30 protein-coding genes and 1 pseudogene are annotated in these 26,942 nt (G+C 62.1%); 13 read left to right on the top strand and 18 right to left on the bottom strand.

Annotation, left to right across the window (positions count from 1 at the left end; translation table 11 throughout):
* Positions 1-93 precede the first annotated feature (93 nt).
* The 6 genes and pseudogenes from EFQ99_RS04160 to dnaN all read right to left on the bottom strand — a co-directional run bounded on the left by EFQ99_RS04160 (position 94) and on the right by dnaN (position 3,692).
* Positions 94-381 (bottom strand): DUF1330 domain-containing protein, encoded by a 288-nt coding sequence (locus tag EFQ99_RS04160; protein ID WP_017966663.1) that lies wholly within the window; start codon positions 379-381, stop codon positions 94-96.
* A 26-nt stretch (positions 382-407) separates the two neighbouring features.
* Positions 408-1,115, bottom strand: a complete 708-nt coding sequence (gene pyrF, locus EFQ99_RS04165) for an orotidine-5'-phosphate decarboxylase (protein ID WP_126919369.1) — start codon at positions 1,113-1,115, stop codon at positions 408-410.
* Between the two features lie 6 nt (positions 1,116-1,121).
* Positions 1,122-1,703: a histidine phosphatase family protein gene (locus tag EFQ99_RS04170; RefSeq protein WP_126919370.1), complete on the bottom strand. Its 582-nt coding sequence runs from the start codon at positions 1,701-1,703 to the stop codon at positions 1,122-1,124.
* Complete coding sequence (pmtA, locus tag EFQ99_RS04175; protein ID WP_126919371.1) at positions 1,704-2,303, bottom strand: phospholipid N-methyltransferase PmtA; 600 nt, start codon at positions 2,301-2,303, stop codon at positions 1,704-1,706.
* Between the two features lie 95 nt (positions 2,304-2,398).
* Positions 2,399-2,536: pseudogene (locus tag EFQ99_RS04180) on the bottom strand (DUF72 domain-containing protein); the annotation flags it as partial.
* A gap of 37 nt (positions 2,537-2,573) precedes the next feature.
* Positions 2,574-3,692: a DNA polymerase III subunit beta gene (gene dnaN / locus EFQ99_RS04185; RefSeq protein ID WP_126919372.1), complete on the bottom strand. Its 1,119-nt coding sequence runs from the start codon at positions 3,690-3,692 to the stop codon at positions 2,574-2,576.
* A gap of 261 nt (positions 3,693-3,953) precedes the next feature.
* On the opposite strand from dnaN, the gene rsmI reads away from it, so the two are divergent.
* From rsmI to EFQ99_RS04205, 3 genes are all read left to right on the top strand, one after another.
* Positions 3,954-4,871 (top strand): 16S rRNA (cytidine(1402)-2'-O)-methyltransferase, encoded by a 918-nt coding sequence (gene rsmI / locus EFQ99_RS04195; RefSeq protein ID WP_126919374.1) that lies wholly within the window; start codon positions 3,954-3,956, stop codon positions 4,869-4,871.
* Positions 4,861-5,229 carry a YraN family protein gene (locus EFQ99_RS04200; RefSeq protein WP_126919375.1) on the top strand — a complete coding sequence of 123 codons (369 nt, stop codon included), beginning with the start codon at positions 4,861-4,863 and terminating at the stop codon, positions 5,227-5,229. The genes rsmI and EFQ99_RS04200 overlap by 11 nt, the downstream gene beginning before the upstream one ends.
* Before the next feature lie 113 nt (positions 5,230-5,342).
* The gene (locus EFQ99_RS04205; protein ID WP_126919376.1) at positions 5,343-5,846 is read left to right on the top strand and encodes a cupin domain-containing protein; all 504 of its coding nucleotides are present in this window, start codon (positions 5,343-5,345) and stop codon (positions 5,844-5,846) included.
* Between the two features lie 29 nt (positions 5,847-5,875).
* Here the strand turns inward: EFQ99_RS04205 and EFQ99_RS04210 are convergent, their stop codons facing one another.
* Positions 5,876-6,886, bottom strand: coding sequence for a LacI family DNA-binding transcriptional regulator (locus EFQ99_RS04210; protein ID WP_126919377.1), 1,011 nt, complete (start codon positions 6,884-6,886; stop codon positions 5,876-5,878).
* 323 nt (positions 6,887-7,209) lie between these two features.
* Between EFQ99_RS04210 and EFQ99_RS04215 the strand changes: the two genes are divergently transcribed.
* From EFQ99_RS04215 to EFQ99_RS04235, 5 genes are all read left to right on the top strand, one after another.
* Entirely contained in the window at positions 7,210-8,196 is a 987-nt protein-coding gene (locus tag EFQ99_RS04215; RefSeq protein ID WP_126919378.1) for a sugar ABC transporter substrate-binding protein, read from the top strand.
* 174 nt (positions 8,197-8,370) lie between these two features.
* The gene (locus EFQ99_RS04220; RefSeq protein WP_126919379.1) at positions 8,371-9,906 is read left to right on the top strand and encodes a sugar ABC transporter ATP-binding protein; all 1,536 of its coding nucleotides are present in this window, start codon (positions 8,371-8,373) and stop codon (positions 9,904-9,906) included.
* On the top strand, positions 9,890-10,912 hold the full coding sequence (locus EFQ99_RS04225; RefSeq protein WP_126919380.1) for an ABC transporter permease: 1,023 nt from the start codon (positions 9,890-9,892) through the stop codon (positions 10,910-10,912). Before EFQ99_RS04220 ends, EFQ99_RS04225 begins: the two co-directional genes overlap by 17 nt.
* Before the next feature lie 148 nt (positions 10,913-11,060).
* On the top strand, positions 11,061-12,008 hold the full coding sequence (gene gshB, locus EFQ99_RS04230) for a glutathione synthase (RefSeq protein WP_126919381.1): 948 nt from the start codon (positions 11,061-11,063) through the stop codon (positions 12,006-12,008).
* Positions 12,009-12,178: 170 nt separating this feature from the next.
* Complete coding sequence (locus EFQ99_RS04235; RefSeq protein WP_126919382.1) at positions 12,179-13,711, top strand: YifB family Mg chelatase-like AAA ATPase; 1,533 nt, start codon at positions 12,179-12,181, stop codon at positions 13,709-13,711.
* A gap of 88 nt (positions 13,712-13,799) precedes the next feature.
* On the opposite strand, the gene cysK is transcribed toward EFQ99_RS04235, so the two are convergent.
* Both cysK and EFQ99_RS04245 read right to left on the bottom strand, forming a co-directional pair.
* On the bottom strand, positions 13,800-14,762 hold the full coding sequence (gene cysK / locus EFQ99_RS04240; protein WP_126919383.1) for a cysteine synthase A: 963 nt from the start codon (positions 14,760-14,762) through the stop codon (positions 13,800-13,802).
* A gap of 143 nt (positions 14,763-14,905) precedes the next feature.
* A complete protein-coding gene (locus EFQ99_RS04245; protein WP_126919384.1) occupies positions 14,906-15,523 on the bottom strand; it encodes a LysE family translocator in 618 nt (205 codons plus the stop codon).
* 234 nt (positions 15,524-15,757) lie between these two features.
* Between EFQ99_RS04245 and EFQ99_RS04250 the strand changes: the two genes are divergently transcribed.
* Complete coding sequence (locus EFQ99_RS04250) at positions 15,758-16,276, top strand: Dps family protein (RefSeq protein WP_126919385.1); 519 nt, start codon at positions 15,758-15,760, stop codon at positions 16,274-16,276.
* Positions 16,277-16,321: 45 nt separating this feature from the next.
* Here EFQ99_RS04250 and EFQ99_RS04255 read toward each other — a convergent pair whose 3' ends face one another.
* Positions 16,322-17,224 carry a DMT family transporter gene (locus tag EFQ99_RS04255; protein ID WP_126919386.1) on the bottom strand — a complete coding sequence of 301 codons (903 nt, stop codon included), beginning with the start codon at positions 17,222-17,224 and terminating at the stop codon, positions 16,322-16,324.
* A 112-nt stretch (positions 17,225-17,336) separates the two neighbouring features.
* On the opposite strand from EFQ99_RS04255, the gene EFQ99_RS04260 reads away from it, so the two are divergent.
* Complete coding sequence (locus EFQ99_RS04260; protein WP_126919600.1) at positions 17,337-17,801, top strand: Lrp/AsnC family transcriptional regulator; 465 nt, start codon at positions 17,337-17,339, stop codon at positions 17,799-17,801.
* Positions 17,802-17,817: 16 nt separating this feature from the next.
* On the opposite strand, the gene EFQ99_RS04265 is transcribed toward EFQ99_RS04260, so the two are convergent.
* A complete protein-coding gene (locus EFQ99_RS04265; RefSeq protein ID WP_126919387.1) occupies positions 17,818-18,717 on the bottom strand; it encodes a GNAT family N-acetyltransferase in 900 nt (299 codons plus the stop codon).
* On the bottom strand, positions 18,717-19,187 hold the full coding sequence (dut, locus tag EFQ99_RS04270; RefSeq protein ID WP_126919388.1) for a dUTP diphosphatase: 471 nt from the start codon (positions 19,185-19,187) through the stop codon (positions 18,717-18,719). Before dut ends, EFQ99_RS04265 begins: the two co-directional genes overlap by 1 nt.
* A gap of 90 nt (positions 19,188-19,277) precedes the next feature.
* Here dut and EFQ99_RS04275 point away from each other — a divergent pair, with 90 nt between their 5' ends.
* The gene (locus EFQ99_RS04275) at positions 19,278-20,861 is read left to right on the top strand and encodes a peptide chain release factor 3 (RefSeq protein WP_126919389.1); all 1,584 of its coding nucleotides are present in this window, start codon (positions 19,278-19,280) and stop codon (positions 20,859-20,861) included.
* A 16-nt stretch (positions 20,862-20,877) separates the two neighbouring features.
* Here EFQ99_RS04275 and EFQ99_RS04280 read toward each other — a convergent pair whose 3' ends face one another.
* Positions 20,878-21,264 (bottom strand): RidA family protein, encoded by a 387-nt coding sequence (locus tag EFQ99_RS04280; RefSeq protein WP_126919390.1) that lies wholly within the window; start codon positions 21,262-21,264, stop codon positions 20,878-20,880.
* 28 nt (positions 21,265-21,292) lie between these two features.
* Between EFQ99_RS04280 and EFQ99_RS04285 the strand changes: the two genes are divergently transcribed.
* Both EFQ99_RS04285 and tsaA read left to right on the top strand, forming a co-directional pair.
* A complete protein-coding gene (locus tag EFQ99_RS04285) occupies positions 21,293-21,874 on the top strand; it encodes an Lrp/AsnC family transcriptional regulator (protein WP_126919391.1) in 582 nt (193 codons plus the stop codon).
* Positions 21,875-21,964: 90 nt separating this feature from the next.
* Positions 21,965-22,456 carry a tRNA (N6-threonylcarbamoyladenosine(37)-N6)-methyltransferase TrmO gene (tsaA, locus tag EFQ99_RS04290; protein WP_126919392.1) on the top strand — a complete coding sequence of 164 codons (492 nt, stop codon included), beginning with the start codon at positions 21,965-21,967 and terminating at the stop codon, positions 22,454-22,456.
* Between the two features lie 17 nt (positions 22,457-22,473).
* Here the strand turns inward: tsaA and EFQ99_RS04295 are convergent, their stop codons facing one another.
* From EFQ99_RS04295 to EFQ99_RS04315, 5 genes are all read right to left on the bottom strand, one after another.
* On the bottom strand, positions 22,474-22,683 hold the full coding sequence (locus tag EFQ99_RS04295) for a TOBE domain-containing protein (protein WP_126919393.1): 210 nt from the start codon (positions 22,681-22,683) through the stop codon (positions 22,474-22,476).
* A 27-nt stretch (positions 22,684-22,710) separates the two neighbouring features.
* Entirely contained in the window at positions 22,711-23,112 is a 402-nt protein-coding gene (locus EFQ99_RS04300) for a GFA family protein (RefSeq protein WP_126919394.1), read from the bottom strand.
* 10 nt (positions 23,113-23,122) lie between these two features.
* A complete protein-coding gene (locus EFQ99_RS04305) occupies positions 23,123-24,655 on the bottom strand; it encodes a S10 family peptidase (RefSeq protein ID WP_126919395.1) in 1,533 nt (510 codons plus the stop codon).
* Between the two features lie 113 nt (positions 24,656-24,768).
* On the bottom strand, positions 24,769-26,061 hold the full coding sequence (locus tag EFQ99_RS04310; RefSeq protein WP_126919396.1) for a CynX/NimT family MFS transporter: 1,293 nt from the start codon (positions 26,059-26,061) through the stop codon (positions 24,769-24,771).
* Complete coding sequence (locus EFQ99_RS04315) at positions 26,058-26,735, bottom strand: FadR/GntR family transcriptional regulator (protein WP_126919397.1); 678 nt, start codon at positions 26,733-26,735, stop codon at positions 26,058-26,060. Before EFQ99_RS04315 ends, EFQ99_RS04310 begins: the two co-directional genes overlap by 4 nt.
* Positions 26,736-26,942: the final 207 nt, after the last annotated feature.

Raw genomic sequence — 26,942 nt, forward strand, 5'->3', positions numbered from 1 at the left:
CTTTGCGGGATGCTGTTCGGCACTCGTCTTAGCCCAATCCCGGCGCGACGGGAAGGCCCATCGCGCCGTCAGTTTTGTCGGATGTGAGGCCGTTCAGACGCCTTCGACGACGACCATTTCCGCATCCGCCACTTCCTGGCGGATTTTCGCGGCGATCTGGTATTCCGGCGAATTGTAGCAGTCGACCGCGTGCTGCATCGAAGGAAATTCGATCACGACGTTGCGGGCGCGCGCCTTGCCCTCGAGCTCGGTGAAGGCTCCGCCGCGCGCCAGGAAATTAGCGCCGTATTTTTCGAAGGCCGGCTTGGCCGCCGCCACGTAATCCTTGTAGCGCTCGGCATCGCGAACGTCGACGCGGGCGATCCAGTATCCCTTGGCCATGGTCTTCTCCCTTTCTTGATTTTTTGTCAGCGGTTTGCCGGCCAGAGCGCCGTCACCATCTCATTGAGGACCGCGCGGGCGGCCTCCTTCGGATCGGGCGCCTTGACGATCGGCCGGGCAACGACGAGGTGCGTGGCTCCCGCCTTCAGCGCGTCGAAAGGCGTCATCACCCGCTTCTGGTCGCCCTTGTCGCTGCCGGTCGGGCGAATGCCGGGCGTCACGATCGCCATGTCAGGCCCGATGACATCCCGCACTTCGGCCGCTTCCGCGGCCGAGCAGACGATACCGCCCATGCCGGCCGCGCGCGCCTGTCCGGCGCGGCGCAGCACCAGGCTGTGCGGATCTTGGCTGTAGCCGGCATCGACAAGGTCGTCGGCATCCATCGAGGTCAGCACGGTCACGCCAAGCAGGCAGAGGCCGGAGCCGGCCGCCGCCGCAACCGCCGCCTTCATCGCCTTCGGATAGGCATGCAGCGTCAGCATCGACATGCCCATCTTGGCGATGTTCTCGACGCCCGAGGCAACCGTGTTGTCGATGTCGAGCAGCTTCATGTCGAGGAAGATCTTCTTGCCGCTTGCAGCAAGATCGCGGGCGAATTCGAGGCCGCCGGCAAAGACCAGCTGATAGCCGATCTTGTAGAAGAGAATGTCGTCGCCGAGCGTGGAAACTATTCTTTCCGCTTCGCCGATCGTTGGAACATCCAGGCCGACGATCAACCGCTCGCGTGCGTCCATCTCAACTCATCCCCGCCAGTCTTCGATGCGTGTCCACTCGCACGATAAACGGCGATCCGCAAGGCTGAAAGCATAGAGATTGCCGCCGCCGCCCGGCTGGTCGCCGTCGCGGGCGATCGGCCTGCCCGCCAGATGGCATTTGAGCAGTGTTCCGACGCCGCCATGGCCGACGAAGGCAATGGGTGCTGCCGGATCATGCGTGGCGAGAACAGTGTTAACAGCCTCGACGATGCGGACCTGCGCATCGACGGCGCGCTCCCAGCCCTTGAAGCTTTGTTCCGGATGGGCAAAGAACCAGTTGGCCGCCTCCTCGAATTGCGGCGGTGGCAGGAAGCCGGTGGCCGAGCGGTCGTTCTCATGCATGGCATGGACGATCTCGATCGACACGCCGGACGCTTCCGCCAGGATTTCGGCGGTCTCAATCGCCTTGGTCTCGTCGCTGGAAATGATGCGCCGCAACTGCTTGGGCCAGCCACTCTCAGCCGCCTTCCGGGTGCGTGCCGCGCCGATATCGGAAAGCCCCCATTTCGGCACGGGCACGTTCGCGTCGATCTTGACTTGCGGATGAGTGATATAAAGTCCGAACATTTATCCTCGCCGATAGATCCAGAGCTGCGCCGGCGGAATGTTGCGCATAACGAAATCGAAATGCTGAATATGGTAGCGGTCGGGATTGGCGGCGATCGGCGAGATCGCGCCGTAGGAAATCTGCACCACAGGCCGTCCCGCAGGCAGGCGATCGAGCAGGCTTTCGAGCAGCGAGACCCGCATTGCCATCGGGAAGTTCAGCAGCGGAATGCACGAGATGACGCAATCGAACGTCCGGTCGCCGTAATCGCCGAGCGTGTTCTTGAGATCGAAGGCGTCGCCGTTGATGAAGTGCACGCCGGGATAGGTCCGCAGCAGATGTTGATGGAAATCCGTCGAATATTCGATCGCGACCAGATTCTCCGGCCTCACGCCGCGGCCGAGAATGGCCTTGGTGATGGCGCCCGTGCCGGGTCCCAGTTCGAGCACCGGCAGCCCGGAATTGGTGTCGATGACGCTTGCCATGCGCTTGGCGGTGATCGAGGAGGTCGGCACGATCGAGCCGACCGTCTTCGGACCCTGCATCATGCCCCGGAAGAAACGAATCTCGTCGTCGAACTTCTTGCCCAGCCGTTCTTTCACCTTGACCCGTAAGCGCATTCTCCACCCATCCGCATGTTGATCGACTGTCCTAATATGCCGCTTGTCGCTCCCGGGACAAGGATTTTCGCAATGAGGACATAGACATCAACAGATCATGCTGCCTCTCGGGCGGACCGAGGCAGCAGATCGGGAAGCCTTTCAGCCAAGTGCGCGGCGTCGACAGGGGCGCGCAGCTTCTTGTCGGTATTGTCGAAATAGAGATAGATGTCGCGGCCCTTGGTCCGCGACGGCGGGAAGAAAACCCGCAAGCCGGCGCCTTCGTTCCTGTCAGACGCGCATCGGCATCAGCACGTAGAGTGCGTCGTCACCCGCCGTATCGCGGATCAGCGTTGGCGAGCCGGCATCGGCCAGCAGGAAGATCGCTTCCTCGCCGGAAAGCTGCGCGGTGATGTCGAGCAGGTACTTGGCATTGAAGCCGATTTCCATTGAATCGGTGTCGTAACCGACGGCGACTTCCTCGGTCGCGCTGCCGGAATCGGGATTGTTGACGGTCAGCATTAGCTGCCCGTCGGAAAGCGCCAGCTTCACGGCGCGGCCGCGCTCGGAAGAGATTGTGGAGACACGGTCGACGGCCTGGGCGAAGGTCGTGCAGTCGACGCGCATTTCCTTGTCGTTACCCGTCGGGATAACGCGCTGGTAATCGGGGAAAGTGCCGTCGATCAGCTTCGACGTCAGGACGATCGAGCCGATCGTCATGCGGATCTTGGCGTCGGAAACCTCGACGGTCACCATTGCTTCTGGGTTGTCGACCAGCTTCTGCAATTCCCCGACGGTCTTGCGCGGAATGATGATACCAGGCATGCCCTCGGAGCCGGAAGGAGCGTCGACATCGGCGCGCGCCAGCCGGTGGCCGTCGGTGGCGACTGCCCTCAGCTTCAGGTCGCCCTTGCTCTCGATCGTGTGGAAGAAGATGCCGTTCAGATAATAACGCGTCTCTTCGGTGGAGATTGCAAACTGCGTGCGGTCGATCAGCATCTTCAGATCGGTCGCCTTCAGCTTGAACGAATGCGTGAAGGTGCCGGCGGTCAGATCAGGGAAGTCCGCTTCCGGCAGGCACTGCAGCGAGAATTTCGAGCGGCCGGACTGCACGGTCATCGAACCGCCGTCGGTGCTGGTAGCAAGCAGCACTTCCGAACCGTCGGGCAGCTTGCGCACGATATCATAGAGAAGATGGGCGGGAACGGTGGTGGCGCCGGGCTGCTCGACGCTGGCAGGCGTCGCCTCGGTGATTTCGAGGTCGAGGTCGGTCGCCTTCATGTCGAGGTTCTGACCGTCGGCCTTCAACAGTACGTTCGACAGGATCGGGATCGTGTTGCGACGTTCGACCACGCGGTGCACGTGGTTCAGCGATTTCAAAAGGTTTGACCGCTCAATAGTAATACGCATGGGATGCTACCGCTTTCGACCGTGACTATCCGGGCGCATCGAGCACCCGAAGAATGCTTTCCCGACCCTGAGATCGGAGGAGTGGACCGGCAAAATGGCAGACTTCAGCATTGGATTGCAAGAGGCATGGATGGCCGAGTGTCCGCATTTGCGGTTTTCCGGAGCAATCCTCACAGAAATCCCCACCCTTGCCGAAGCAGTGCGGCTCGCCCATAAAGGCCGATGAACCGGCGAGGCGCCGGCGGGACGAGAGCAAATGGCATGAATGAGGAAACGACAGCGGAAACCGCCGGCCGGCGAAGCTTCCGGCTGCACAATGCAACGATACCGGCGCGGCCGCTGGAGCCGGCGCTCTATCTTGTCGCCACCCCCATCGGCAATCTCGGCGATATCACGCTGCGGGCGTTGGAAACGCTGGCCGGCGCCGATGTGCTCGCCTGCGAAGATACGCGCGTCACCCGCGTCCTGCTCGACCGCTACGGCATCCAGAACCGCCCCTTTTCCTATCATGAGCACAATGCCGACGAGGCCGGCCCGCGGCTCTTGCAGGCGCTGGAGGCCGGCCGCTCAGTGGCGCTCGTCTCCGATGCCGGCACGCCGCTCGTTTCCGATCCTGGCTACCGGCTGGCGCAGCAGGCGATCTCGGCGGGTTACCGCGTCGTTCCCATTCCCGGCGCCTCGGCGCCGCTCGCGGCCCTCGTCGGCTCCGGCTTGCCGAACGATGCCTTCCTTTTCGCCGGCTTCCTGCCGGTCAAGGACAAGGCCCGCCGCGACCGGCTCGGTGAATTTGCCGCGGCACCCGCGACGCTGATCTTCTTTGAATCGCCGCATCGCATCGGCGCAACGCTTCTTGCCGCAGCCGATGTGCTCGGGGCGACGCGGCCCGCCTCGGTCTGTCGCGAACTGACCAAGACCTATGAGGAGTTTCGCCGCGGCACGCTTGAAGAGCTTGCCGCCCATTATCAGCAGGTGGAAAACGTCAAGGGCGAGATCGTCCTTGTCGTCGGTCCGCCGGAGCCGGCCGAGACTGATGAGGCCAATCTCGAGGCTGTGCTTGCCGACCTGTCGAAATCAATGCCGACGGCCAAGGCCGCGACGGAGGCTGCCCGCCTCACCGGCCTGCCACGCAAGGTGCTCTACCAGCGCCTGCTGGAGATGAAGGGCGCTGATGGCCGATAGCGATCTCACAGCCATCAGGAGGAAGGCGCTGCGCCGGGGCCGCATGTCGGAATATGTCGCGGCCGTCTTCCTGATGCTGAAGGGCTATCGCATCCTGGCGCTTCGGCACCGCACCCGGCTCGGTGAGATCGATATCGTTGCTCGCAAAGGCGATCTCGCCGTCTTCGTCGAGGTCAAGGCTCGCCGAGGCGAGGCCGCGGCGGTCGATGCCGTCTCGCTCGCCGCACAGAAGCGGATACGGGCGGCAAGCGATCTCTGGCTCGCCCGCCAGTCGGATCAGGCCCGTCTTTCCCAACGCTATGATATCGTGGCGATCACGCCCGGCCGCCTGCCGCGGCATTTTATTAACGCCTTCTGACCTCTTTCGACCCAGCGCCTTTCCGGATCGTTAAACTTTTAATCCCCGCGTGAACCAGCTCCTTACGACTCTCTGCTACCCCCTCGGTAGGGATAACAATTGGGGATTGTTTCATGGCCTGGAAGCTGATGCTTGCAAGTGCGGTCGCCATGGCCGCGCGCTCGGTGCCTTATGCCGTGGCGAAGCCGGCCGGGAAATCCTTCATCGCGCACGCAAGCGACCGCTTGCCCCTGAAGTCCACGCCGATCAACCCAGATTGGATCGTCAGCGGCAATCCGCAGGCGCGCACTGCCGAACATTCCCGCGGCCATGACGAAGCTTCTCTGACGGCGATCTGGGATTGCACGGCGGGTGAATTCCGCTGGTATTTCGGCTGGGACGAGACCGTGATGATCCTTGAAGGCGAGGTGCATATCATCGCCGAGGACGGTACGCAGCGAACCCTTAGAGTGGGTGACGTCGCCTTTTTCGCGGGCGGAACCTGGGCGAGCTGGCGGGTCGACAATTACGTCCGCAAGGTCGCCTTCCTGCGCAAACCTTTCCCGAAACCCCTGGCGATCGCCTATCGCCTGCGCAACATGCTGCGCAATGGCGGCAACCAGGGCATCGCCGCCTGAAGATCGATTTCGATTTTCAGGGTCATGCGCTAGTCGGGCTGAGGCGGGGAGGTTGTCTCCCCCTTTAGGAGCTCGCAAGCAAACAGGATTGGATTGTCGAGCTCAGGCGCAGTCTGTTTGTTCAACAGAACCGCCACCGCCGCTGCGGCCACCTCCTGGATCGGCTGTTTCACGGTCGTCAGCCGCGGCGTTGTCATGCTGGCGAGCGGAATACCGTCGAAGCCGACGATCGAAAGGGCTGCCGGTATCGGAATTCCCAAATCATGTGCTGCTCTCATGCAGCCGATGGCCTGCTGGTCCGAACTGGCAAAAATCGCCGTCGGCCGCTCATTGCGGGCACGGGCCAGAAGATAATTTCCCGCCGAACGGCCGCTTTCATAGTCGAACGCCGCCTCGGCGATCAGCGGCGGTCCTGCCATTGCCGCGCTGCCGTCCGCCTCTTCGATTGCGTCGAGGTAACCTCTGAGGCGATCATTGGCGGGGACGGAGTGTCCGGGCCCCGAGATGAAGCCGATGCGGCGATGGCCGAGCTTCAGCAGATGCTCGACGCCAAGACGGACGCCATTGCGGTGATCGGCGGCAATGCCGGAATATCCTGGCATGAGGCGGTCGACGACGACGATCGGCAATCCCTTCGGCAGCTTGATGGTATGGAAATCATTGCTGGGAACGAGAATGATGCCGTCGACCTTTCTACTCGTCAGCTGTCTGATGCGGTCAGCCTCCTTGGCGGCATGATCGAAGGAGGTCATGACGATGATATTGTATCCGTGATTGGCCGCAGCCTGCTCCGCCGATTGGACCAGTTCCGCAAAGAACGGATTGGTCAGATCGGGAATGACGATGCCGATGAGGCGGCTGACTTTGCTGCGCATGCTTCTCGCGGACGGATCGGGCAGATACCCGAGGTCGTTTATGATCCCGCCGACGCGTGCCCTTAGTTCCTTCGTCACGGAGGGATGATCGTTCAGGACCCTCGAAACGGTCCCTGTGGAAACCCCCGCAAGCTTGGCGACGTCTCTAATCCCGACCTTTGACATAACAGAAACAGTGGCCCTTCATCTTCGCCTTCGGACGAGGTCCGATCGAGGCGTCCAGCTAATGGTCTTTGCCGCCCTAGTCAAAGGGCCGCATCTCAGGGGAGACGGTCATCCTCCACAAGATGGCACGGCAAATAGGCGATGGAAACGGTTCATCATAATTCATCCCCAATGCGTCGAGCAGTATCAATCTGGAAGCAGTCTGGCAGGTTTTCGGCCGCTTGACAATTTCTCAAGGCGTGCTACCCAGATGACGTTGGAAACGGTTCATTGCCGAGGGCAACTCAGATGCAACTGAGCCCAGAGCCGTTCGGGAGGAAAAAATGTCCAATTCTGTGAAGCATGAATCCGTCTTGTTGAATGCGCCGCGTCGCGCAGCGTTGAAGCTCGGGCTTGCCGGCACGTTGGTGCTTGCGCTGTCCTGCGGCGTGTCGCCCGCCTTTGCGGCCAGCAAGCCGAAGGTCGGCCTGATCATGAAGTCTCTGTCCAATGAGTTCTTCAAGCAGATGAAGGCAGGCGCCGACAAATATGCGGCCGAAAACAAGGACAAGTTCGACTTCAAGGCCGTCGGCATGAAGGATGAACGCGACTTCGCCTCGCAGGTCGATGCCGTCGAAAACTTCGTCACGCAGAAATACGATATCATCGTCGTAGCACCTGCTGATTCAAAGGCGATGGCAACCCCTCTGGCAAAGGCTGTGAAGGCCGGTGTCAAGGTCATCAACATCGACGTGCCGCTCGATGCCGATGCCAAGAAGAAGGCCGGTATCGATCTCGCTTTCTTCGGTCCTGACAATAAGGAAGGGGCGAAGCTTGCCGGCGATGCGCTGGCCAAGGACCTGGGGCCTGGCGCCAAGGTTGTCATCCTCGAGGGCAACCCCGAAGCTGACAACGCCAAGGAGCGCAAGGAAGGCTTCGCGGATTCCGTCAAGGCAGGCAAGCTTGAGCTTCTCGACAGCAAGACCGCCCATTGGGAAACAGAAGAAGCCAATACCGTCATGACGAATTTCCTGACGAAGTATAAGGACATTCAGGGCGTTATGGCCGCCAACGACTCTATGGCCCTCGGCGTCGTCAAGGCTCTCGATGCGGCCGGCCAGGCCGGCAAGATCAAGGTTGTCGGCTTCGACAACATCCCGCCGGTGCAGCCGCTGATCAAGGACGGCAAGATGCTTGCGACAGTCGAGCAATATGGCGCGCAGATGGCCGTGATGGGCATCGACTATGGTATGCGTGAACTCGCCGGCGAAAAATTCACCGGCTGGGTCAAGACCGACGTCAAGCTCGTAACGGCAGCCGATCTCAAGTAATCGAGATTGCCGCCTGCAAGGCAAGAAGGCGCCGGCCACGGGCCGGCGCCAGTCGCCGCAACCGATTTCAGCGTTGATCGCTCCCGATGAAGCCCGCTTTCGAGGCTCCGGTATGCACACTGCGCGCCTTTTCAGGCGTGCAAAGGACGCTGTAATACTTCGAATTAACAGACCATGCATGAGGCCGCCGTGTCAGACGCACCAGATGACGATATCCTGAGGCTGGAAGGGATCGGCAAACGCTTCCCCGGCGTCGTCGCGCTCAAGGATGTTTCCATACGGATCGGCCGCGGCAAGGGGCACGTGCTTCTCGGCGAGAACGGCGCTGGAAAGTCGACCCTAATCAATCTGCTCGGCGGCGTCTTCAGGCCGGATGACGGTCACATCCTGTTTGATGGCCAGCCTTACCATCCGGGCTCGCCGTTGGAGGCCTTCAAGGCCGGCATCCGCGTCATTCACCAGGAACTGCACCCGCTTTCCAATCTGACGGTTGCCGAAAACCTGCTCTTCGAACATCTGCCGCGCCGATACGGCCTGGTGAATTACAAGGAAATGAACAGCAGAGCCGCCGAACTCCTCGAAGAGGTCGGCCTCGACGTGGCCCCGACGACATTGGCAAGCCGCCTCAGCGTCGCGCAGCTTCAGTTGGTCGAAATCGCCAAGGCGCTCTGCTACGAAAGCAAACTTCTCGTTCTCGACGAGCCGACAGCCACCCTGACTTCCAAGGAAGTCGATCGCCTCTTCGAAATTCTGAAGCGCCTGAAGCAGCGTGGCGTCACCACGCTCTATATCTCTCACAGGCTGGAGGAGATCTTCGAAGTCGGTGACGACGTGACGGTGCTGCGCGACGGCCAGCATGTGATCACCCGGCCGCTGTCCGGACTTGGTATTCCTGATATCGTCGAACTCATGGTCGGGCGCAAACTCTCGGATCACGGCCACTTCCGCGGCGACAGCGCGGTGTCTGGAGAGGCGCTTGGTGTTTCCGGCCTGAAGGTGACGCGCAATAGTCCGGAACTGTCATTTTCCGTTGCAAAGGGCGAAATCGTCGGCATTGCGGGCCTTGTGGGCAGCGGTCGGACGGAGGCGGTCCGTGCGATATTCGGCGCCGACGCCAAGGCTGCCGGCGAAATCCGCGTGAATGGCGCGCCGGTCGAGATCAGTTCACCCAGCGATGCCGTTGCGGCCGGCCTGTGCCTGGCGACCGAAGACCGCAAGATGCAGGGCTTGATGCTCGACATGAGCTGCGCGGAAAACACCACCATAACCGATCTCGCCAAGATTTCCCGCAACGGCCTGATCATGGGCAAGTCCGAGGATGATCACGCGCAGCGCCTCGTGCGCGAGCTGCGGATCAAGACGCCCTCCATCCGTCAGGCCGTCAGGACCTTTTCCGGCGGCAACCAGCAGAAGGTTGTCATTGCAAAATGGCTGTTCCGCGGTCCAACGGTCCTGATTTTCGACGAGCCCACCCGTGGGATCGACGTGGGTGCGAAGGCCGAAATCTATGAGCTTCTGTGGAAGTTCGCGGCCGAAGGAAAAGGTGTTCTGGTCGTCTCTTCGGATCTGCCGGAGCTGATGGGCATCTGCCATCGCATCGTTGTCTTTTCCGATGGCAAGATAGCTGGTGAAATAACTCGGGACCAATTTGACGAAAGCAGGATCCTTTCGCTCGCCTACAAGGAGTACAGCCGTGTCCGCCAACATTGAAAAACAGACCGAGGCGAAAGAGGTGAGCTTCTGGGACAAGCTGATCCGGATCTCGATGAAGGAAGCGGGCGTTGCCATCGCCCTCGTCCTGATCCTGGCGTTTTTCTCGGCGACGGCGCCCTATTTCGCGACGCCGGAGAACTTCCTGAAGATCTTCGTGCAGATTGCCATCAACACCGTGCTGGCTGCGGGCATGACCTTCGTCATCCTCATCGGCGGCATTGATCTTTCCGTCGGCTCGCTGCTTGCCCTTTGCACGGTCATCGGTGCGACGATCATGATCAATCCGGCGTTTTCGCCTTGGCAGGCGATTGTTCTGGCGTGTCTGGCGTCGATGGGCACCGGTGCTGCGCTCGGCGCGGTCAATGGTTGGATCTGCGAGAAGTGGAAGCTTCCTTCCTTCATCGTCACCCTTGGCATGCTGAACGTCGCAAGCGGCCTGGCGCGCGTGGTCAGCGACAATTCCACGATTACTGGCCTGCCTCAGCCTTTCGTCGATTTCGGCAACCTGATCTTCTGGGGCATATTTCCCTCGATCTTCCTGATTGCGATCGTCGTCGTCCTCATCGGCTGGTTCGTGCTCCGCTATACCGTCTTTGGCCGCTTCGTCTTTGCGATCGGCACCAATGAAGAGGCTGTGCGCCTGTCGGGACATCAGCCGAAGCGATACAAGATCGCGGTCTTCACGATCTCCGGGCTGACGGCCGGCATTGCCGCCATGGTCTATCTGCTCCGTCTCAATGTCGGCAGCCCGGTTGCCGGCATCGGCTACGAGCTGAATGCCATCGCCGCCGTCATTATCGGCGGCACCAGCCTGTCCGGCGGCAAGGGCTCGATCGTCGGCACGCTGGTCGGCGCCTGCATTCTGCAGGTGCTGTCGACCGGATTGCAGCTCTTGGGCGCCGACGACAACATCAAGCCGATCGTCATCGGCGCCGTCATCGTGCTCGCCGTCATTCTCGACAGCTATCGCGGCCGCTTGATGCGGATCCTCGAAACGCGCTAGTCGGCTAAAGCATCGTGCCTTCAAAGCTTGGAGCGTCCCCGTGCCTCCACGAGGAGGCACGGCGCTCTGGCGACCGGAAGCCCTTGATTGGCATTGCGTTTGATGCCGGTCCGACCTACATCTGTCCGGCATTCAGCGAGGGACGGAAATGGCCAAGATCACCAATGTAGCGGTCCAGATGGACCATGTCGAAGGCATCAATATCGCAGGTGATTCCACCTTCGCCATGAGCCTGGAAGCCCAGGCGCGCGGCTACAGGCTGTTCCATTACACGCCAGACCGCCTGAGCTTCCGTGATGGCAAGCTCTTTGCGAGCGTCGAGCCGATGGTGCTGCGCGACGTCAAGGGCGATCATTACGAGCTTGGCGCGCCCGAGCGCGTCGATCTCTCGACCATGGATGTCGTGTTGCTGCGCCAGGACCCGCCCTTCGACATGGCCTATATCACCTCGACGCATCTGCTCGAGCGCATCCACCCGAAGACACTCGTCGTCAACGATCCGGCCTGGGTGCGCAATTCGCCGGAGAAGATCTTCGTCACCGAATTCGCCGACCTGATGCCGAAGACGCTGATCACCAAGGATGCCGCCGAGATCCGCCGTTTCCGCGACGAGATGGGCGACATCATCCTGAAGCCGCTCTACGGCAATGGTGGCGCGGGCGTCTTCCATTCGACCCGTGACGACCGCAATCTTTCCTCGCTGCTAGAGATGTTCGGCCAGCTTTTCCGCGAGCCGTTCATCGCCCAGCAATATCTGCCTGATGTGCGCAAGGGCGACAAGCGCATCATCCTGGTCGACGGCGAATTCGCCGGCGCCATCAACCGCGTTCCGGCCGAACACGACAGCCGCTCCAACATGCATGTCGGCGGTCGTGCCGAGGCGACCGAGCTGACCCCGCGCGAACAGGAAATCTGCACCCGCATCGGCCCGGCGCTGCGGGAGCGCGGCTTCCTGCTCGTCGGCATCGACGTGATCGGCGACTACATGACCGAGATCAACGTCACGTCACCGACGGGTATCCGTGAGGTCAAGAAGTTCGGCGGCGCCGATATTGCGAGCCTGCTCTGGGATGCGATCGAGCGCAAGCGCGGCTAATTTAGCCCGTGACCGTGGTCCCTGCGACCGGGTACAACCACGGTCACCGCGGATGTCCGACTACGTTCTTTGATTGTTCTTGTTTTATTCTGGCTTCCATGCCAGATTGCAACCGCTGGCCCTGAGGGCCGCAGGGCGGTATATAAAAGTTTGCGGCAAGGGGTGGGCATATGGTCGCGCGTGTCAGTACGGTGGCATTTCAGGGTATTGAGGGTGTGCCGGTCGAGGTCCAGGTCATGGTTGCGCCTGGCAAAGTAGGCATGCAGATCGTCGGCCTGCCTGATAAGGCGGTGGCCGAAAGCCGCGAGCGCGTGCAGGCCGCTCTTCACGCCTCCGGTCTGGCACTGCCGGCCAAGCGCGTGACCGTCAACCTGGCGCCCGCTGACCTCCCGAAAGAGGGCTCGCACTTCGATCTCCCGATCGCGCTCGCGTTGATGGCCGCCCTCGGTGCCATTCCCGCCGATGCCCTGTCGGATTTTGTCGTCGTCGGCGAGCTCAACCTCGATGGAACGATCGCCGCCATCGCGGGCGCTCTGCCGGCCGCCATCGGCGCCAATGCGCTCGGCAAGGGGCTGATCTGCCCGGCCGAAAGCGGCGCCGAAGCCGCCTGGGCGGGGTCGGACGTCGATATCCTCGCACCCCGCAGCCTGATCGCCCTTGCCAATCATTTCCGCGGCACGCAGGTCCTATCCAGGCCGGAGCCATCGATCCGCGCCAATGCCGCAAACCTGCCTGACCTTGCCGAAATCAAGGGCCAGGAAAGCGCCAAGCGCGCCCTCGAAGTAGCCGCCGCCGGCGGCCATAATCTCCTGATGGTCGGTCCTCCCGGTTCCGGCAAGTCGATGCTGGCGGCCAGGCTGCCGTCGATCCTGCCGCCGCTTTCGGCCGCCGAACTGCTGGAGGTTTCGATGGTTCATTCCATTGCCGGCCAGCTCTCTGGCGGCAAGCTTTCCGACCGCCGGCCTTTCCGCACCCCGCATCATTCCGCCACCATGGCCGCCCTCGTCGGCGGCGGGTTACGCGCCCGTCCCGGCGAAGCCTCGCTTGCCCATCACGGCGTGCTTTTTCTCGACGAATTTCCCGAATTCACGCCGCAGGCGCTCGATGCACTGCGCCAGCCGCTCGAAGGCGGCGAATGCGTCATCGCGCGTGCCAATCACCGCGTCTCCTATCCGGCGAAATTCCAGCTGATCGCGGCGATGAATCCCTGCCGCTGCGGCATGGCCGGCGAGCCCGGTCATACCTGCGCCCGCGGCCCGCGCTGCATGAGCGATTACCAGGCCCGCATCTCCGGCCCGCTGATGGACCGCATCGATATCCGCATCGACGTACCGGCCGTCTCCGCCGCCGATCTCATCCGGCCGATGGCGGCGGAAACCAGCGCCGACGTCGCCCGCCGCGTCGCCCGTGCCCGCGAGATCCAGCAGGAACGCTTCGAAAGCGCCGGCGCGAAAGGCATCGGCACCAATGCCCGCTGCTCCACCGCGATGATCGAGAAACTCGCCGAACCCGACGCCAGTGGTCTCCAGCTGTTGCGCGACGCCGCCGAGAAAATGAAATTCTCCGCCCGCGGCTACCACCGCGTCCTGAAGGTCGCCCGCACGCTGGCCGATCTCGACGGCAAACCGACCGTCGGCCGCATCCATCTCGCCGAAGCGATCTCCTACAGGATCGCTGGGGAGAGGTTGACGGCGGCGGCGTGAAGATAGAAGCGAATGGGGAGTGGCGAATAGCGAATAGTTAACTGGCTGCCCGGCGACAATCAGGCTACATCCTATTCGCTATTCGCTATCAGCTCCCCAGCCCCTCAAACAGCACCGTCGAGAGATAACGTTCCGCGAAAGACGGAATGATGATGACGATATTCTTCCCCGCGTTCTCAGGTCGGCTGCCGACCTTGATGGCCGCCGTCAGTGCCGCACCCGAGGAGATGCCGACCGGCACGCCTTCGAGACGGGCGACGAGGCGCGCCTGTTCGAAGGCCTCGTCGTTGGTCACGGTGACGACCTCGTCATAGATGCCGGTATCGAGGATCTTCGGTGCGAAGCCGGCGCCGATGCCCTGGATCTTGTGCGGGCCGGGATTGCCGCCGGAGAGGATCGGCGAGTCGGCCGGTTCGACTGCGATGATCTTGATCTCGGGCTTGCGGCTTTTCAGCACCTGGCCGACGCCGGTGATCGTGCCGCCGGTGCCGATGCCGGAGACGACGATATCGACCGTGCCATCGGTGTCGTTCCAGATTTCCTCGGCCGTCGTCTTGCGGTGAATCTCTGGATTGGCCGGGTTTTCGAACTGCTGCGGAATGACGGCGTCGGGAAGGGAGGACGCCAGTTCCTCGGCCTTGGCGATGGCGCCCTTCATGCCCTTTGGTCCCTCGGTCAGCACCAGTTCGGCGCCGAGCAGCGCCAGCATCTTGCGGCGCTCGACCGACATCGTTTCCGGCATGGTGAGGATCAGCCGATAACCCTTGGCGGCGGCGGCAAAGGCGAGCGCGATGCCGGTGTTGCCGGAGGTCGGTTCGATCAGCACCGTCTTGCCGGGGGTGATCTTGCCCTGGGCTTCGAGGCTTTCGATCATCGCGACGCCGATGCGGTCTTTCACGGAGGCGATCGGGTTGAAGAATTCGAGCTTGCCGATCAGGTTCGCCACGACGCCCTTTTCTCGCGCCAGCTTGTCGAAGCGCACGAGCGGCGTGTCGCCGATGGTCTCGGTGATCGAGGAATAGATGCGGCCGCGGCCGGGCTTGTGCGACATGGGTGCTCTCCCTTTGAATTCTGCTTCTGAAATCGAGGGGAGAATAGGATCAAAGACCCGGCGATGCCAGTCCACGTTGATCCCGGGGAAGCGGTCCGCGGAGAAAAAAACCTTTGAAAACCGTTTCTTGCCGAATGTTTATTTCAGGCCGCACGCGTGGCAATGAAGGCTGCAGTGCCGGCCAGGATGCCGGCTGCGACCCGGTTCAGCGCTTGTAGGGCGCGCGGCTGCTTCAGCATCGTGCGGGCTCGCGAGGCAAGCAGCATATAGGGCACCAGCACGACGATCAGCACCACGAAGGTCACGGCAAGCAGGAGCGCATAGTCGCGCAAACCGATATTGCCGATATCGATCAGCGTCGGCGCAAGCGCGACATAGAAGAGCATCGTCTTCGGATTGCCGAGCGTCACCAGCAGGCCGGAGAGGAAGGATAGGCCGATATTGGTGGATTTCCGCGCCGCGATATCCTGCGGCAGCAGCCCTGCCGTCCAGAGTTTCCAGGCGATGTAGCCGAGATAGAGGGCGCCGGCGATCTTGATGACGATGAACACTTCGGTGAAGGTCTGCGCCACGAAGGCAAGGCCGAGAATGACCGCGGTGAGATAAGTCATGTCCCCGAGCACCAGACCGAGGCCCATGAAGAAGGTCTCGCGGAAATTCGAGCCGAGCGCACGCGCGACGATCGCGGTGATCCCGGGTCCGGGAATGGCCGCGGCGATGAACAGCGCTCCGGCATAGGTGATCAGGGCGGTGAGGCTCATCTTCTTAACCCACAGGGATTCCACCGCCCATCTATAGGCGGGCGCCGCTTCCTCATCAATGCTTTGGTGCTGATCGGTCCATAACCATAAGGAATAGGTCTGCTAGACCATGATCTACTTGGAAAGCGACCCGGCCTTGCTATTTCTCTCTGAGCAAATGCGCGATCAGCGTCCTCAGCGCTTCCTGCAAAGGGGCGCAGCGCCGCAGAGATTTCATCACCAAGGAGAGATTGAATGTCCCCTAGCTCAGCTGAAACCCGCAGGCTTTCGCCACTCAAGACGCCTTCCAGCCTGTCGACCAACGCCATTACCGATATTTCGGCGGCGCTGACCGCGCTGCTCGCCGATGTCTTCACGCTGTATCTGAAGACCAAGAATTTCCATTGGCACATGTCCGGTCCGCATTTTCGCGACTATCACCTGCTGCTCGACGAACAGGCGGAGCAGATTTTCGCCATGACCGACGACATTGCAGAGCGTGCCCGCAAGATCGGCGGTACGACGCTGCGCTCCATCGGCCAGATCGCTCGCCAGCAGCGCCTTTTGGACAATGACGCGGATTTCGTCACATCAGAGGATATGCTGTCGGAACTGGGCGGCGACAATGCCCAGCTCGTCTCGCTGCTGCGGGAGGTGCATGATCTCTGCGACGAGCATAATGACGTCGCGACCGCCAGCCTGATCGAGAACTGGATCGACGAGGCGGAGCGCCGTACCTGGTTCCTGTTCGAGACGACACGCCCGCAGAGGTAATGTCAGCAACCGGGCGTCTCAGCCATCCGTACTGGGATGCCCGGCTCAGCTCTCCAACGCCCGCGGACGCAGCCAGCGCGGCGTCCAGCCGAGATTCATGCCGGCGGCGGCAAGCAGGATGATCGCCGCACCTGCGATCTGCATCGGCTGCAGCGCATGGCCGAAGGCCAGCCGGTCGACGACGATCGCAGCGATCGGATAGATGAAGGAGAGGGCGCCGGTGAGATGCGTCGGTAGCCTCTGGATCGCGCCGTAGAGCAGCACATACATCAACCCGGTATGGACGACGCCAACGGTCACCAGGATCGCCCAGCGTCCTGCATCTTGCGGCGGATTTGAAAAGTCGGTCATCGGCGCCAGCATCAGCATGCCGGTTGCGACCTGGATGAGCGCGATCAGATGTGGCGGCGTGCCTTTCAGCCATTTCGCGGCAAGGGCGGCGAGCGCGTAGAAGAAGGCGGCACCGAGCGCCATCAGGATGCCGAGGCCGTAACCATCCGATGCCGCACCGCCTGCCTCCGGTTTTGCCTCGACGATGGCAATCATGCCGGCGAAGGAGAGTGTCAGCCAGAACAGCTTGGTGGCGGTGATCTTCTCGCCGAGCACGAGCGCGCCGAGCACGAGCAGCATGAAAGGCTGGGTGTTATAAACAGTCGTCGCGATCGAGATCGTCGCATGCGAATAGGAGGCAAACAGCAACAGCCAGTTCAAGACGATGGCGACGCCGCCGAAAACGGCGATGCCGAAGGCGCGCAGCGTGATGATGCCGGGCCGCAGCAGCCCGAGAGCGCCGCAGATGACAAGCAAGGTGAGCGCGCCGAACAGGCAGCGCCAGAAGACCACGCCGCTGACAGGCTGGCCCGACATGACGACGAACCAGCCGATTGTCCCCGAGATCAGCATTGCTGCCGTCATTTCCGCCGTGCCCCGTCTGATGTCGCTGCTCATGATAGCCTCCGCTTTCGATGATAAGAGAATATTGCGACAGGAAACGACTTTATATAAGGATAAAAAGGAAAGAGGTCGAAAGTTCCTAATTATATGAGGTAAATGGATGTCGGTGTCTAATGATGTGCAATTGCTCGATGAAATCGACCAAGCCATTTTGGAGGCGCTGGCCGGCAATGCGCGGATCTCGCTGAAGGAGCTGGCACAGCAGGTCGGTCTGTCTTCACCGAGTGCGGCCGAGCGTCTGCGCCGGTTGGAGGAGCGTGGCGTCATCAAGGCCTTCACCATCGATCTCGATCCGGCCGCCGTCGGTTACCCCCTGCAGGCGATCGTGCGCGTGCGCCCGCTGCCGGGACAGCTGCACATCGTCGAGCGCATCATCCAGGACATTCCTGAAATCGTCGAGTGCGACAAGGTGACGGGCGAGGATTGCTTCATTGCCCGCCTGGTCATCCGTTCGATGGCCGAACTTGACGGTCTCCTCGACCGGGTTGCCGAAAGGGCGGAGACCAACACCTCGATGATCAAAGCCTCGCCCGTCAAGCGCCGCCTGCCGCCGCTTTCACGGAAAAGGTGAAGTCGACGAAACGGGGCTAAAAATCTGCCATCGGTGAGAGCATCGCCGAAAAATTCGGGGTGGTATTGCCGAGCCCGCGCAGCATCAATCTGGTGCCGCTTTCGAACGGCTGCGGGACACCCACCCAGCCGAGCTTGTCAGGACGGAAAAGCACCTCGACGGAAGCGGACGTGATTTCCAACCCGCCGAGGATTGCTGCAAGCGGCGGTATCTCCGCCGCCACCACGTCGAGAAGGCTGAAGCGGCCCGCCTCGTCGATCTTCCAGGCGATCACTGCCTGCCGGTCCTCCAGGAAGCTGATGCGGACATCGGGATCGAGCTGCGTGTTGATCAGAAACATCGCCGCATTGGCAATCACAGCTAGCGCCGTCGACACCGGGCTTCGCGCTTTCAGCAGCGATTGCAGCAGCGCAAGATCATCCGCCTTTGCAGGCGTAAGCGACCGGGCGCGTGAGGTCGAAGTCGAAGGGGCGGGTGCCGCTCCCTCGTATCGGTACAGCGGTAGTGCGCGAAAACCATAGGGTTCGTAGAGCGACGGCTTGTCGGTATAGAGGATGACGGCTTCAAAGCCTTGCCGATCGCACCAGTCGAGCGCCTTCACCGTCAAATCGCGATAGAGGCCACGGCCGCGCCATGGCGGCCGCACCGCGCCGGATTGCAGCCCGGCGGCATGGACGCGCCGGCCGTTGATGACGAAGGGCAGCGCAAAGGCCGAGATATTGGCCGCAAGCTCGCCCTCGGCATCGAACCAGCCGAAGGGCATGCTGGTGGGATCAGGGCCGCCAAGCTGCTGCAGCGGACCGATATCAATGCCGAAAATATCTTGGAGCAGGCAGACCAGTGCTGCCCAGCCGGCGGGATCGCCGAAGTAATCCTGCCGGAAGGTCAGCCCAGCACTGTCGAGGTGCCGCGTCATCAGACGCCGGTGGAGCCGAAGCCGCCTGCGCCGCGTGTGGTCTCGCTTGCCTCGGTGATTTCGGCGATCCGTGCCTGGGTCACCGGCGCAATCACCATCTGGGCGATGCGCATGCCGCGCGAAATGACGAAAGGTTCCTCGCCGAGATTGGCGAGCAACACCTTCACTTCGCCGCGATAGTCGCTGTCGACGGTGCCCGGCGAATTCAGGCAGGTGATGCCGTTCTTGAAGGCTAGACCGGAGCGCGGCCGTATCTGTCCCTCGAAATGCTCGGGGATCTCGAAGATGAAACCGGTCGGCACCAGCGCCCGCTTGCCGGGCAGAAGCGTCAGCGGGGCCGCCTCGTCGACGGCGGCGCGCAGGTCCATGCCGGCCGCTCCCTTGCTTTCATAGGCTGGCAGGTCGAGGCCTTCGCCATTGGCTAAGCGGATGAGGTTCAGCGTCGGGCGCGTATCGTGATGAATGGTCATGACCCATTACTTTGCACGTGAAAGGGCAAGGTCAATTGCAAAGCGGGGCTTTAGTCGCTAGTTAAGCGGCAATTCCACAGGATTCACATTATGGCCGAAAGTCTCGCCGAGGCGGTCTCCCGCCGCCGCACATTCGCTATTATCGCCCACCCGGACGCCGGGAAGACGACGCTCACCGAAAAGCTGCTGCTGTTCGGCGGCGCCATTCAGCTTGCCGGCGAAGTCAAGGCGAAGAAGGATCGTATGCAGACGCGTTCCGACTGGATGAAGATCGAGCGCGAACGCGGCATCTCCGTCGTCACCTCGGTGATGACCTTTGAATATAACGACAATGTCTTCAACATTCTCGACACGCCGGGTCACGAGGATTTTGCCGACGACACCTATCGCACGCTGACCGCCGTCGACGCCGCCGTCATGGTCATCGACGCCGCCAAGGGCATCGAGCCGCGCACGCTGAAGCTTTTCGAAGTCTGCCGCATGCGCGATATCCCGATCATCACCTTCATCAACAAGATGGACCGCGAGAGCCGCGATCCCTTCGAGATCCTCGATGAGGTGGAAGAGAAGCTGGCGCTCGATACCGCGCCGATCACCTGGCCGATCGGCCGCTCGAAGACTTTCTGTGGTTCCTACAATATTGCCGCCAACACCGTGCGCGGGTCGGATACCGAAGTCGAGGGAACGCCGGTCAACGGCCCCCAGAGCGTTGCCGGCAGGCTGCCGGAAAACGAGCGCCAGGTCTTCGTCGAGGAGACCGAGTTGGCGATCGAGGCCTGCCGACCCTTCGACCGCCAGGCCTTCCTGGAAGGCCATATGACGCCTGTCTTTTTCGGCTCGGCCCTGCGCAATTACGGCGTTCGCGATCTCATCAATGCGCTCGGCGATTTTGCGCCGCCGCCGCGTGATCAGGTCGCGGATACCAGGACCGTGCATGCGACCGACGACAAGATGACGGCCTTCGTCTTCAAGATCCAGGCCAATATGGACCCCAACCACCGCGACCGCATCGCCTTTGCCCGCATCTGCTCCGGCAAGCTGGAGCGCGGCATGAAGGCAAGGCTTGCCCGCACCGGCAAGCAGCTCGGCCTGACGGCGCCGCAGTTCTTCTTCGCCTCGCAGCGCCAGCTCGCCGACACCGCCTATGCCGGCGATGTCGTCGGCATTCCCAACCACGGGACGCTGAGGATCGGCGATACGCTGACCGAAGGGGAATCGCTGGTTTTCCAGGGCGTGCCGAACTTCTCGCCGGAAATTCTGCGCCGCGTGCGTCTCGAAGACGCGATGAAGGCGAAGAAACTCAAGGAAGCCCTGCAGCAGATGGCCGAGGAAGGCGTCGTCCAGCTCTTTTCGCCGGAAGACGGCTCACCGGCGATCGTCGGCGTCGTCGGCGCCCTGCAGCTCGACGTGCTGAAGGAGCGGCTGATGGCCGAATACGGCCTGCCGGTCTCCTTCGAAATGTCGCGTTTCTCCGTCTGCCGCTGGATCTCGGCCGATCAGGCAGCGGATCTCGACAAGTTCCTCACCGTCAAGCGCGGCGATATCGCCCGCGATCTCGACGGCGATCCGGTCTTCCTCGCCCAGGACGGCTTCTCGCTGCGCTACGAGGCCGAACGTTATCCGGCTATCAAGATGGTCGCCATCAAAGAATATCACGCCGCCAAGGCGGCGTGACGGCCGATTTTTCCGATCATCCGGCGGCGATGATCTCGATCTCCACGAGCCAGTCGTCGCGCAGCGTTTCGACGATGATGGCCGTGGTCGGCACGGGGCGGCCGTTCAGCGCCCGAAGACGGGCATTCTGGTTGACCTCCACAAAGGCGCCGTCGCGGAGATAACTCGTCAGCCGGACGATATTGTCCACCGTCATATCAGCCGAGGCGAGGATGGTGGGCAGATTGGACCAGATTAGCTCCAGTTGTCCTTCCAGATCGGGTGCCGCCATTCTCTGTTGATCGAGACCCATCGTGCCGCTGACGAAGAGCAGCCTCGAGGGATGTCTGACCTCCAGCGCATGGACGTAATCTGGGCTCGCCGGATAGATCCCGTTTGCCGGATTGCGCTCGATCATCTCCATAAGATTTCCCCTTTCTCCGAATATTCTGTTGAAGAAGGCCAGTATCGGCGATTATTTTTCGGCAGGAAGAGGAGTTTACCGAATGGCGAAAAATACAGAGGATGTTCGGCAAAGGCGCCCGCCACAGCCGGCCATTGATGCATTCGACCGAAAAATATTAGCCGCACTCGCCGCCGACAGCAGCCAGAGTTATGCCAGGCTCGGTGAGGTGGTCGGCCTGTCTGCGCCGGCCGTGCATGAGCGCGTGCGCCGCCTCAGACAATCCGGTACGATCAAGGGCGTGCATGCCGCACTCGATGGCGCGGCGCTTGGCAAACCGCTGCTTGCCTTCGTGCATGTGGAGGCGGCCGGCTGGGGCAAGAGCGAACGACTGATGCAAGTGCTGCGTTTTCCCGAGGTCGAGGAGATGCATTCGGTTGCGGGCGACGCCAGCGTGCTCTTCAAGGTCCGCATGGCCAGCCCCCAGGCACTGGAGGCTTTGCTCTCGCAGATCCACGCCGTTCCCGGCGTCACCGGCACCCGCAGCTACATCGCCCTTTCCACCTATCTGGAGCGTCCGGTGCAAGCAGGCGTCACCGAGAGCTGGCCTGACATGCCTTTGCCGGAATAGGCTCGATAGAGAGGTCACGAGCGGGATATTTCATAAAATATATCGCTATGGCATAGTCCAGCCGATTCCCGGTTTGAACGAGGAAAAGCAATGGTCCGCGAGAACGAGATTCGCGAAAACGAAGTGGCGATGGAATTGCCGGAACCGAGGGATGCCGGTCTCGTCTTTATCGGCCGTATCGCCACGCCCTGGACATCCCGGTTGGAGACCCCGCGTCAGGGCCGCCATGACGGTCCGGTCTGCCGGATCGAGATATTCGCGCCCTGGATCCCGGCGCTGCAAGGTGTCGAGGCCTTTGAACGGCTGGAGGTCCTTTACTGGCTCGACCGTTCGCGGCGCGACCTGCTTCTGCAGAGCCCGGCGCGAAACGGCAGGACGCACGGCACATTTTCTTTACGTTCGCCTGTCCGGCCCAATCCGATCGGTACCTCGATCGTCCGGCTCGAAGCGGTCGAAGACGCCGTCCTCCTTGTGCGCGGCCTCGATTGCCTCGACGGCACACCGCTTCTCGACCTGAAGCCGGATCGCACGCTCTTTACGCCGATCGCGCCCCCGCAGCCGGGCGATTTCCAGACCGGCTGAGGCGGCAACGGCAATACTCAATCGACCGCGACCATAACATCGGAAGCCTTGATGACGGCATAGGCATCCGAACCCACCGCAAGGCCGAGTTCGTCCACCGCCTCGTTGGTGATCGAGGCCGTGACGATCGCGCCGTTGCCGATTTCGATGCGGATATGAGCCGTCGTGGCTCCCTTCACGACGTCGACGACTTTGCCCTTGATGCGGTTGCGCGCGCTAATTCTCATGAACCTCTCCTGATCTCCGTTGTGCCGCTAGTCCTCGCCGTCGAATCGCGGCAGTGACTCGATACTCTTTACCCAAGGCAAGGCCGATCGGCACCATATCTGTTTCTTCGGGGTCAGGTCCTGCCGCTGGTCGATGCCGCCGAGGCGGATGCCGATTGCGCCGCCACTGTCGTTCGTGCGGTAAAGCGGCGATCCGCAATTCGGGCAAAAGAACTGCCGGCTGAGACCGCCGCTGTCGCCATATTTCGTGTAGGCTCTCGGCTCGCCGGCAATGAGGTTGAAACTTGCCGGCCGCGCTGGCGCGGTGACGCGATAGGCGGAGCCCGTCAATCGCTGGCAATCGGTGCAGTGGCAGATCGAGACGCGCTCCGGATCGATTTCCGCCTGATAGCGGATCGCCCCGCAATGGCATCCTCCCGTGATATGCATCGGCATTTCCTCACTCCGCCGGCTGCGCGGCCGGGTGTGCTGCGTAGAAGGCCTTCGCATCCGCCGTGAAGGCGGCCCGCTGATCGGCTTTCGTATAGAACATGTGCCCGCCGCGATAGAGTTCCAGCCTGACGCGGCCGCCGGCGAGCGAGGGCGGCAGATGGTCGACCACATAGCGGCTAACGCTGTAGGGCGTCACCAGGTCGCTGTAGCCATGCGCGATCAAGAGATGGAAAGCAGAGTTTGAGGCGAGCAGCTGCCTGATATCGTCGGTGGCGCTTGCCTGGAAACGCGATCCGCCGCCGCGTCCGCCGCCCCATTCCCAGCGCCGGCTGATATCGCCTTCGAGCAGCGTATAGGTCATCTCCGTCTTGAAGCCGAGCTGGTTGCGGGCATAGTCGGCAAAGGCGCCGCCATAGGCACGGGTGAAGCCGTCGAGGATGGCGTCGTCGCCGCGATCGTAATCGGATTCCGGATAGGGATCGGGTGAGGCAAAAGAGGCGTCGTAGGGGCTCCTCACCTCACCCTTGCCGGCGTCCGCATGTTTGACGAAGGAATTGCCTGGGAAGCCGCGATTGCGGGTGATGATATCCTGGGGAATGCCGGTCAGTCTGGAAATCCTGCTGTAGAAGGCGTCGGCATCGGCGCCGGTCGGCGGTGCCCCGGCAAGCGTTGTGAGATAGTCGCCGAGCGCGAAGGCCTCGGCCTGCTTCTGCTTCTGTTCGTCAAATGCGTTCTCCCGGTCGAGCTCGGCCGCGGCCAGCGACGGCAATTCCAGTGCCGCGCCGAGAGCGAACTGGTCGGCATCGAACATCAATTGGCCTTCAAGCAACGGGGAAAGCATCACCGCGCCGGCGATGATGATTCCCTGGCTTTCCTGCAGCACCGAGGCGACCTTGGCCGCGCGGAAGCCACCATAACTTTCACCGAGAAGATATTTCGGCGAGTTGGAGCGGTTGTTATGAGCGACATAGAGTGCAATCGCCTTGGCAATGCTCTGAGCGTCGGCATTGACGTTGTAATAGTTGGAGGCGTCGTCGGCCTTCACCGTCCGGCTCCAGCCGGTGCCGATCGGATCGATCAGCACGAGATCGGTGAAATCGAGCCAGCTTTGCGTGTTATCGACGAGCTTCGCATTGGCTCCGTCGCGCCCCTCCGGCCCGAAATCGAGCACCTTCGGTCCTACTAGCCCGAGATGGAGGAAGGCGGACGCCGCACCTGGCCCACCGTTGAAGGCGAAGGTCAGAGGTCGGTTCGCCCCGCCATTCCGGGCGACATAGGCGGTGTAGAAGATCGCTCCGGACTGCGCGCCGTCCTGGCCGAAAAGGTCAAGCGTGCCGGCAGTTGCTGTATAGGCGATCTTCCGGTCGCCGATCATCAGCTCATGCTCGGTGACGGAATCGGCCGGCAGCAGCTTCAGCACGCCGTCGCGCGTGCTGCTCCCAACAGTCACCCCGGGTGCGCTGCTTTCCTGTGCCATGGAAAGGGCAGGGGCGAACATTACTGCAAGTACGGTAAGCAGAAACAGGGTTCTTATGCGCAAGATGTCTCCTCCGGCGGTCGGGAATGAGAGGCTGAGATAGCGTAGCATCCGCGGCTGGCGACAGGCATCAAGAGAAGGTGATGGGCGGTGAACGGGCGAACAAGCGAGACGGCTCAGCCGGCCTTCTCAATGGCGTGGACATTGATCTCGACCGCCCGGCCGGCCCTCCAGCCATTGATCGCCGCTCCGAGCCCGAGTGCCACGAAGAGGACGGCGCACCAGGAAAAACTTCCGGTCCAGCCCCTGATGAGGCCGACGACGAGCGGGCCGATGGCGGCAAGGAGGTAGCCGACGCATTGCGCCATGCCGGAAAGGTGGGCGGCGACATCGGGATCGCGCGAGCGCAGCACGATCGTCGTCATGGCCGCGGCGATCAGCCCGCCCTGGCCGATGCCCTGCAGCACCGCCCACAGCCAGACCGTCGAAAGCGGCGCGAAGAGCAGGCCGAGCAGGGCGATGACGGCGATGCCGCAGAGGCTGGCATTGATCAGCCGCTGGTCGCGGCCGCGCACGGCGATATGCGGCACGATGAGACAGGATGCGGCCTGCACCATCACCGAGAGCGAAACGATCGCCCCGGCGGTGACGCCGTCGAGCCCGCGTTCGCGCAGGATCGGAACAAGCCAGCCGAAGACGCAATAGGCAAGGGCGGATTGCAGTCCCATGAACAGCGTGACCTGCCAGGCAAGCCGATCCCGCCAGAGGCCTTTGACGTGGAAACCGTTTCGTCTTGCCTGGCTACGGCTGCGAAGAACCTGCGGCAGCCAGAGCAGGCTGACGATCAGCGCGGGAAGCGCCCAGATGGCAAGCGCGCCCGCCAGAGAACCGCCGAGCGCATGTTCGATCGGTAGCGTCAGCCCGGCCGCACTTGCCGCACCCGCGCAGAGCGCCATCGTGTAGAAGCCGGTCATCAGCGCGGCACGCGTGGGAAAGTCCCGTTTCACCAGCCCCGGGAGTAGCACGTTGGCGATGGCGATGCAGGCGCCGGCAAGCGCCGTGCCGATGAAGAGCAGCGGCACGGAGGACAGTCCGCGCAACGCAGTGCCGAGTGAGAGAAGCAGGAGAACGCAAAGCAACGTGCGCTCAGTGCCGAGGCGCTGGGCAAGACGAGGCGCAAGCGGCGAGAAGGCGCCGAGGCAGACGACCGGAAGCGTCGTCAGCAGGCTGGCGCCAAGAGCACTCAGGCCGAGTTCGGCGCGGATTTCCGGCAGGAGCGCCGAGGCGCTTGAGAAGACAGGGCGCAGGTTGAAGGCGATCAGCACCAGGCTCGCGCCGAGCAGGAAACGATCCGCAGTTCCCCTGACCGGCGTTGCCTGCGGCGGCGGAAGGCTGCCGGCCTCGGCGTCGACAAGCAATTCATCGGCCGCCTCGAGCATGCTGGCGGCATTGTTCGAGGGCGTGTTCATGACAGGATCATCCGGTCGAGCGCGGCAAGAACCGGCGCCATGAAGCGGCGCACCGCAGCATCCGCCTTGTCGGGATCGCCGGTTTCGATGGCGTCGACGATATCGGCATGCGCCTGCATATCGGGTTCCGGAATATCCTTGCCGAGCGTCGCGGCAATGGTGTCGGCAATCGAGGCCGAGAAGAAATCATAGATCTCGATCATCGCCTGGTTGCCCGAAGCGGCGATAACAGCCTTGTGGAAGGCAAGGTCGCGCTCGATGAAGGCGGCCTGGTTGCCGCCATCGTAATTGCCGCGTTCGGCAAGCAGCCTGCGAAGCCCGGCAACCGTTTCCGGCGTCTTGCGGATCGCCGTCAGCCGGGCTGCCTCGACGTCGAGCGCCAGGCGAGCCTCGAACTGGTCGCGCAGACTGGCGCGCCGCGCCATCGTCAGCGGCCGGCCGGCATCGCTGGTGGAGCGGACATAGGTTCCCGAACCCTGTCGCGTCTCGAGATAACCCTGGGAAACCAGAACCCGCACCGCCTCGCGCACCGTGCCGCGGCTGACGGAGAGCATGGCCGATAGCGAGGCTTCATTCGGCAATTTCTCGCCGACCGCCCAGCGTTTGCCGAGAATGTCGCTGCGGATTGCCACGATCGCCTCATCCGCGAGATTGGTCTTGCTGAGCGCTCGCATCTCAATACTCATAAAGTCATCTGATGACTTTATGAGTATTGAGATTTCGAAATTCCGTCAAGCTAAATTCGGACAAGAGAATTCCGGCCAATAAAAAAGGGCCGCCTCAGCGACCCTTTCCATGAGTTTGGCCTCAAACTGGCCTGGACTGTCTATGCAGCCCCAGGAAGGCGGGGATTAGTGCGAGGGCTGCCTCGCTTTCATCAC

Origin of the sequence: Rhizobium vallis (assembly GCF_003985155.1) — a bacterium.
GTDB lineage: Bacteria > Pseudomonadota > Alphaproteobacteria > Rhizobiales > Rhizobiaceae > Rhizobium > Rhizobium vallis.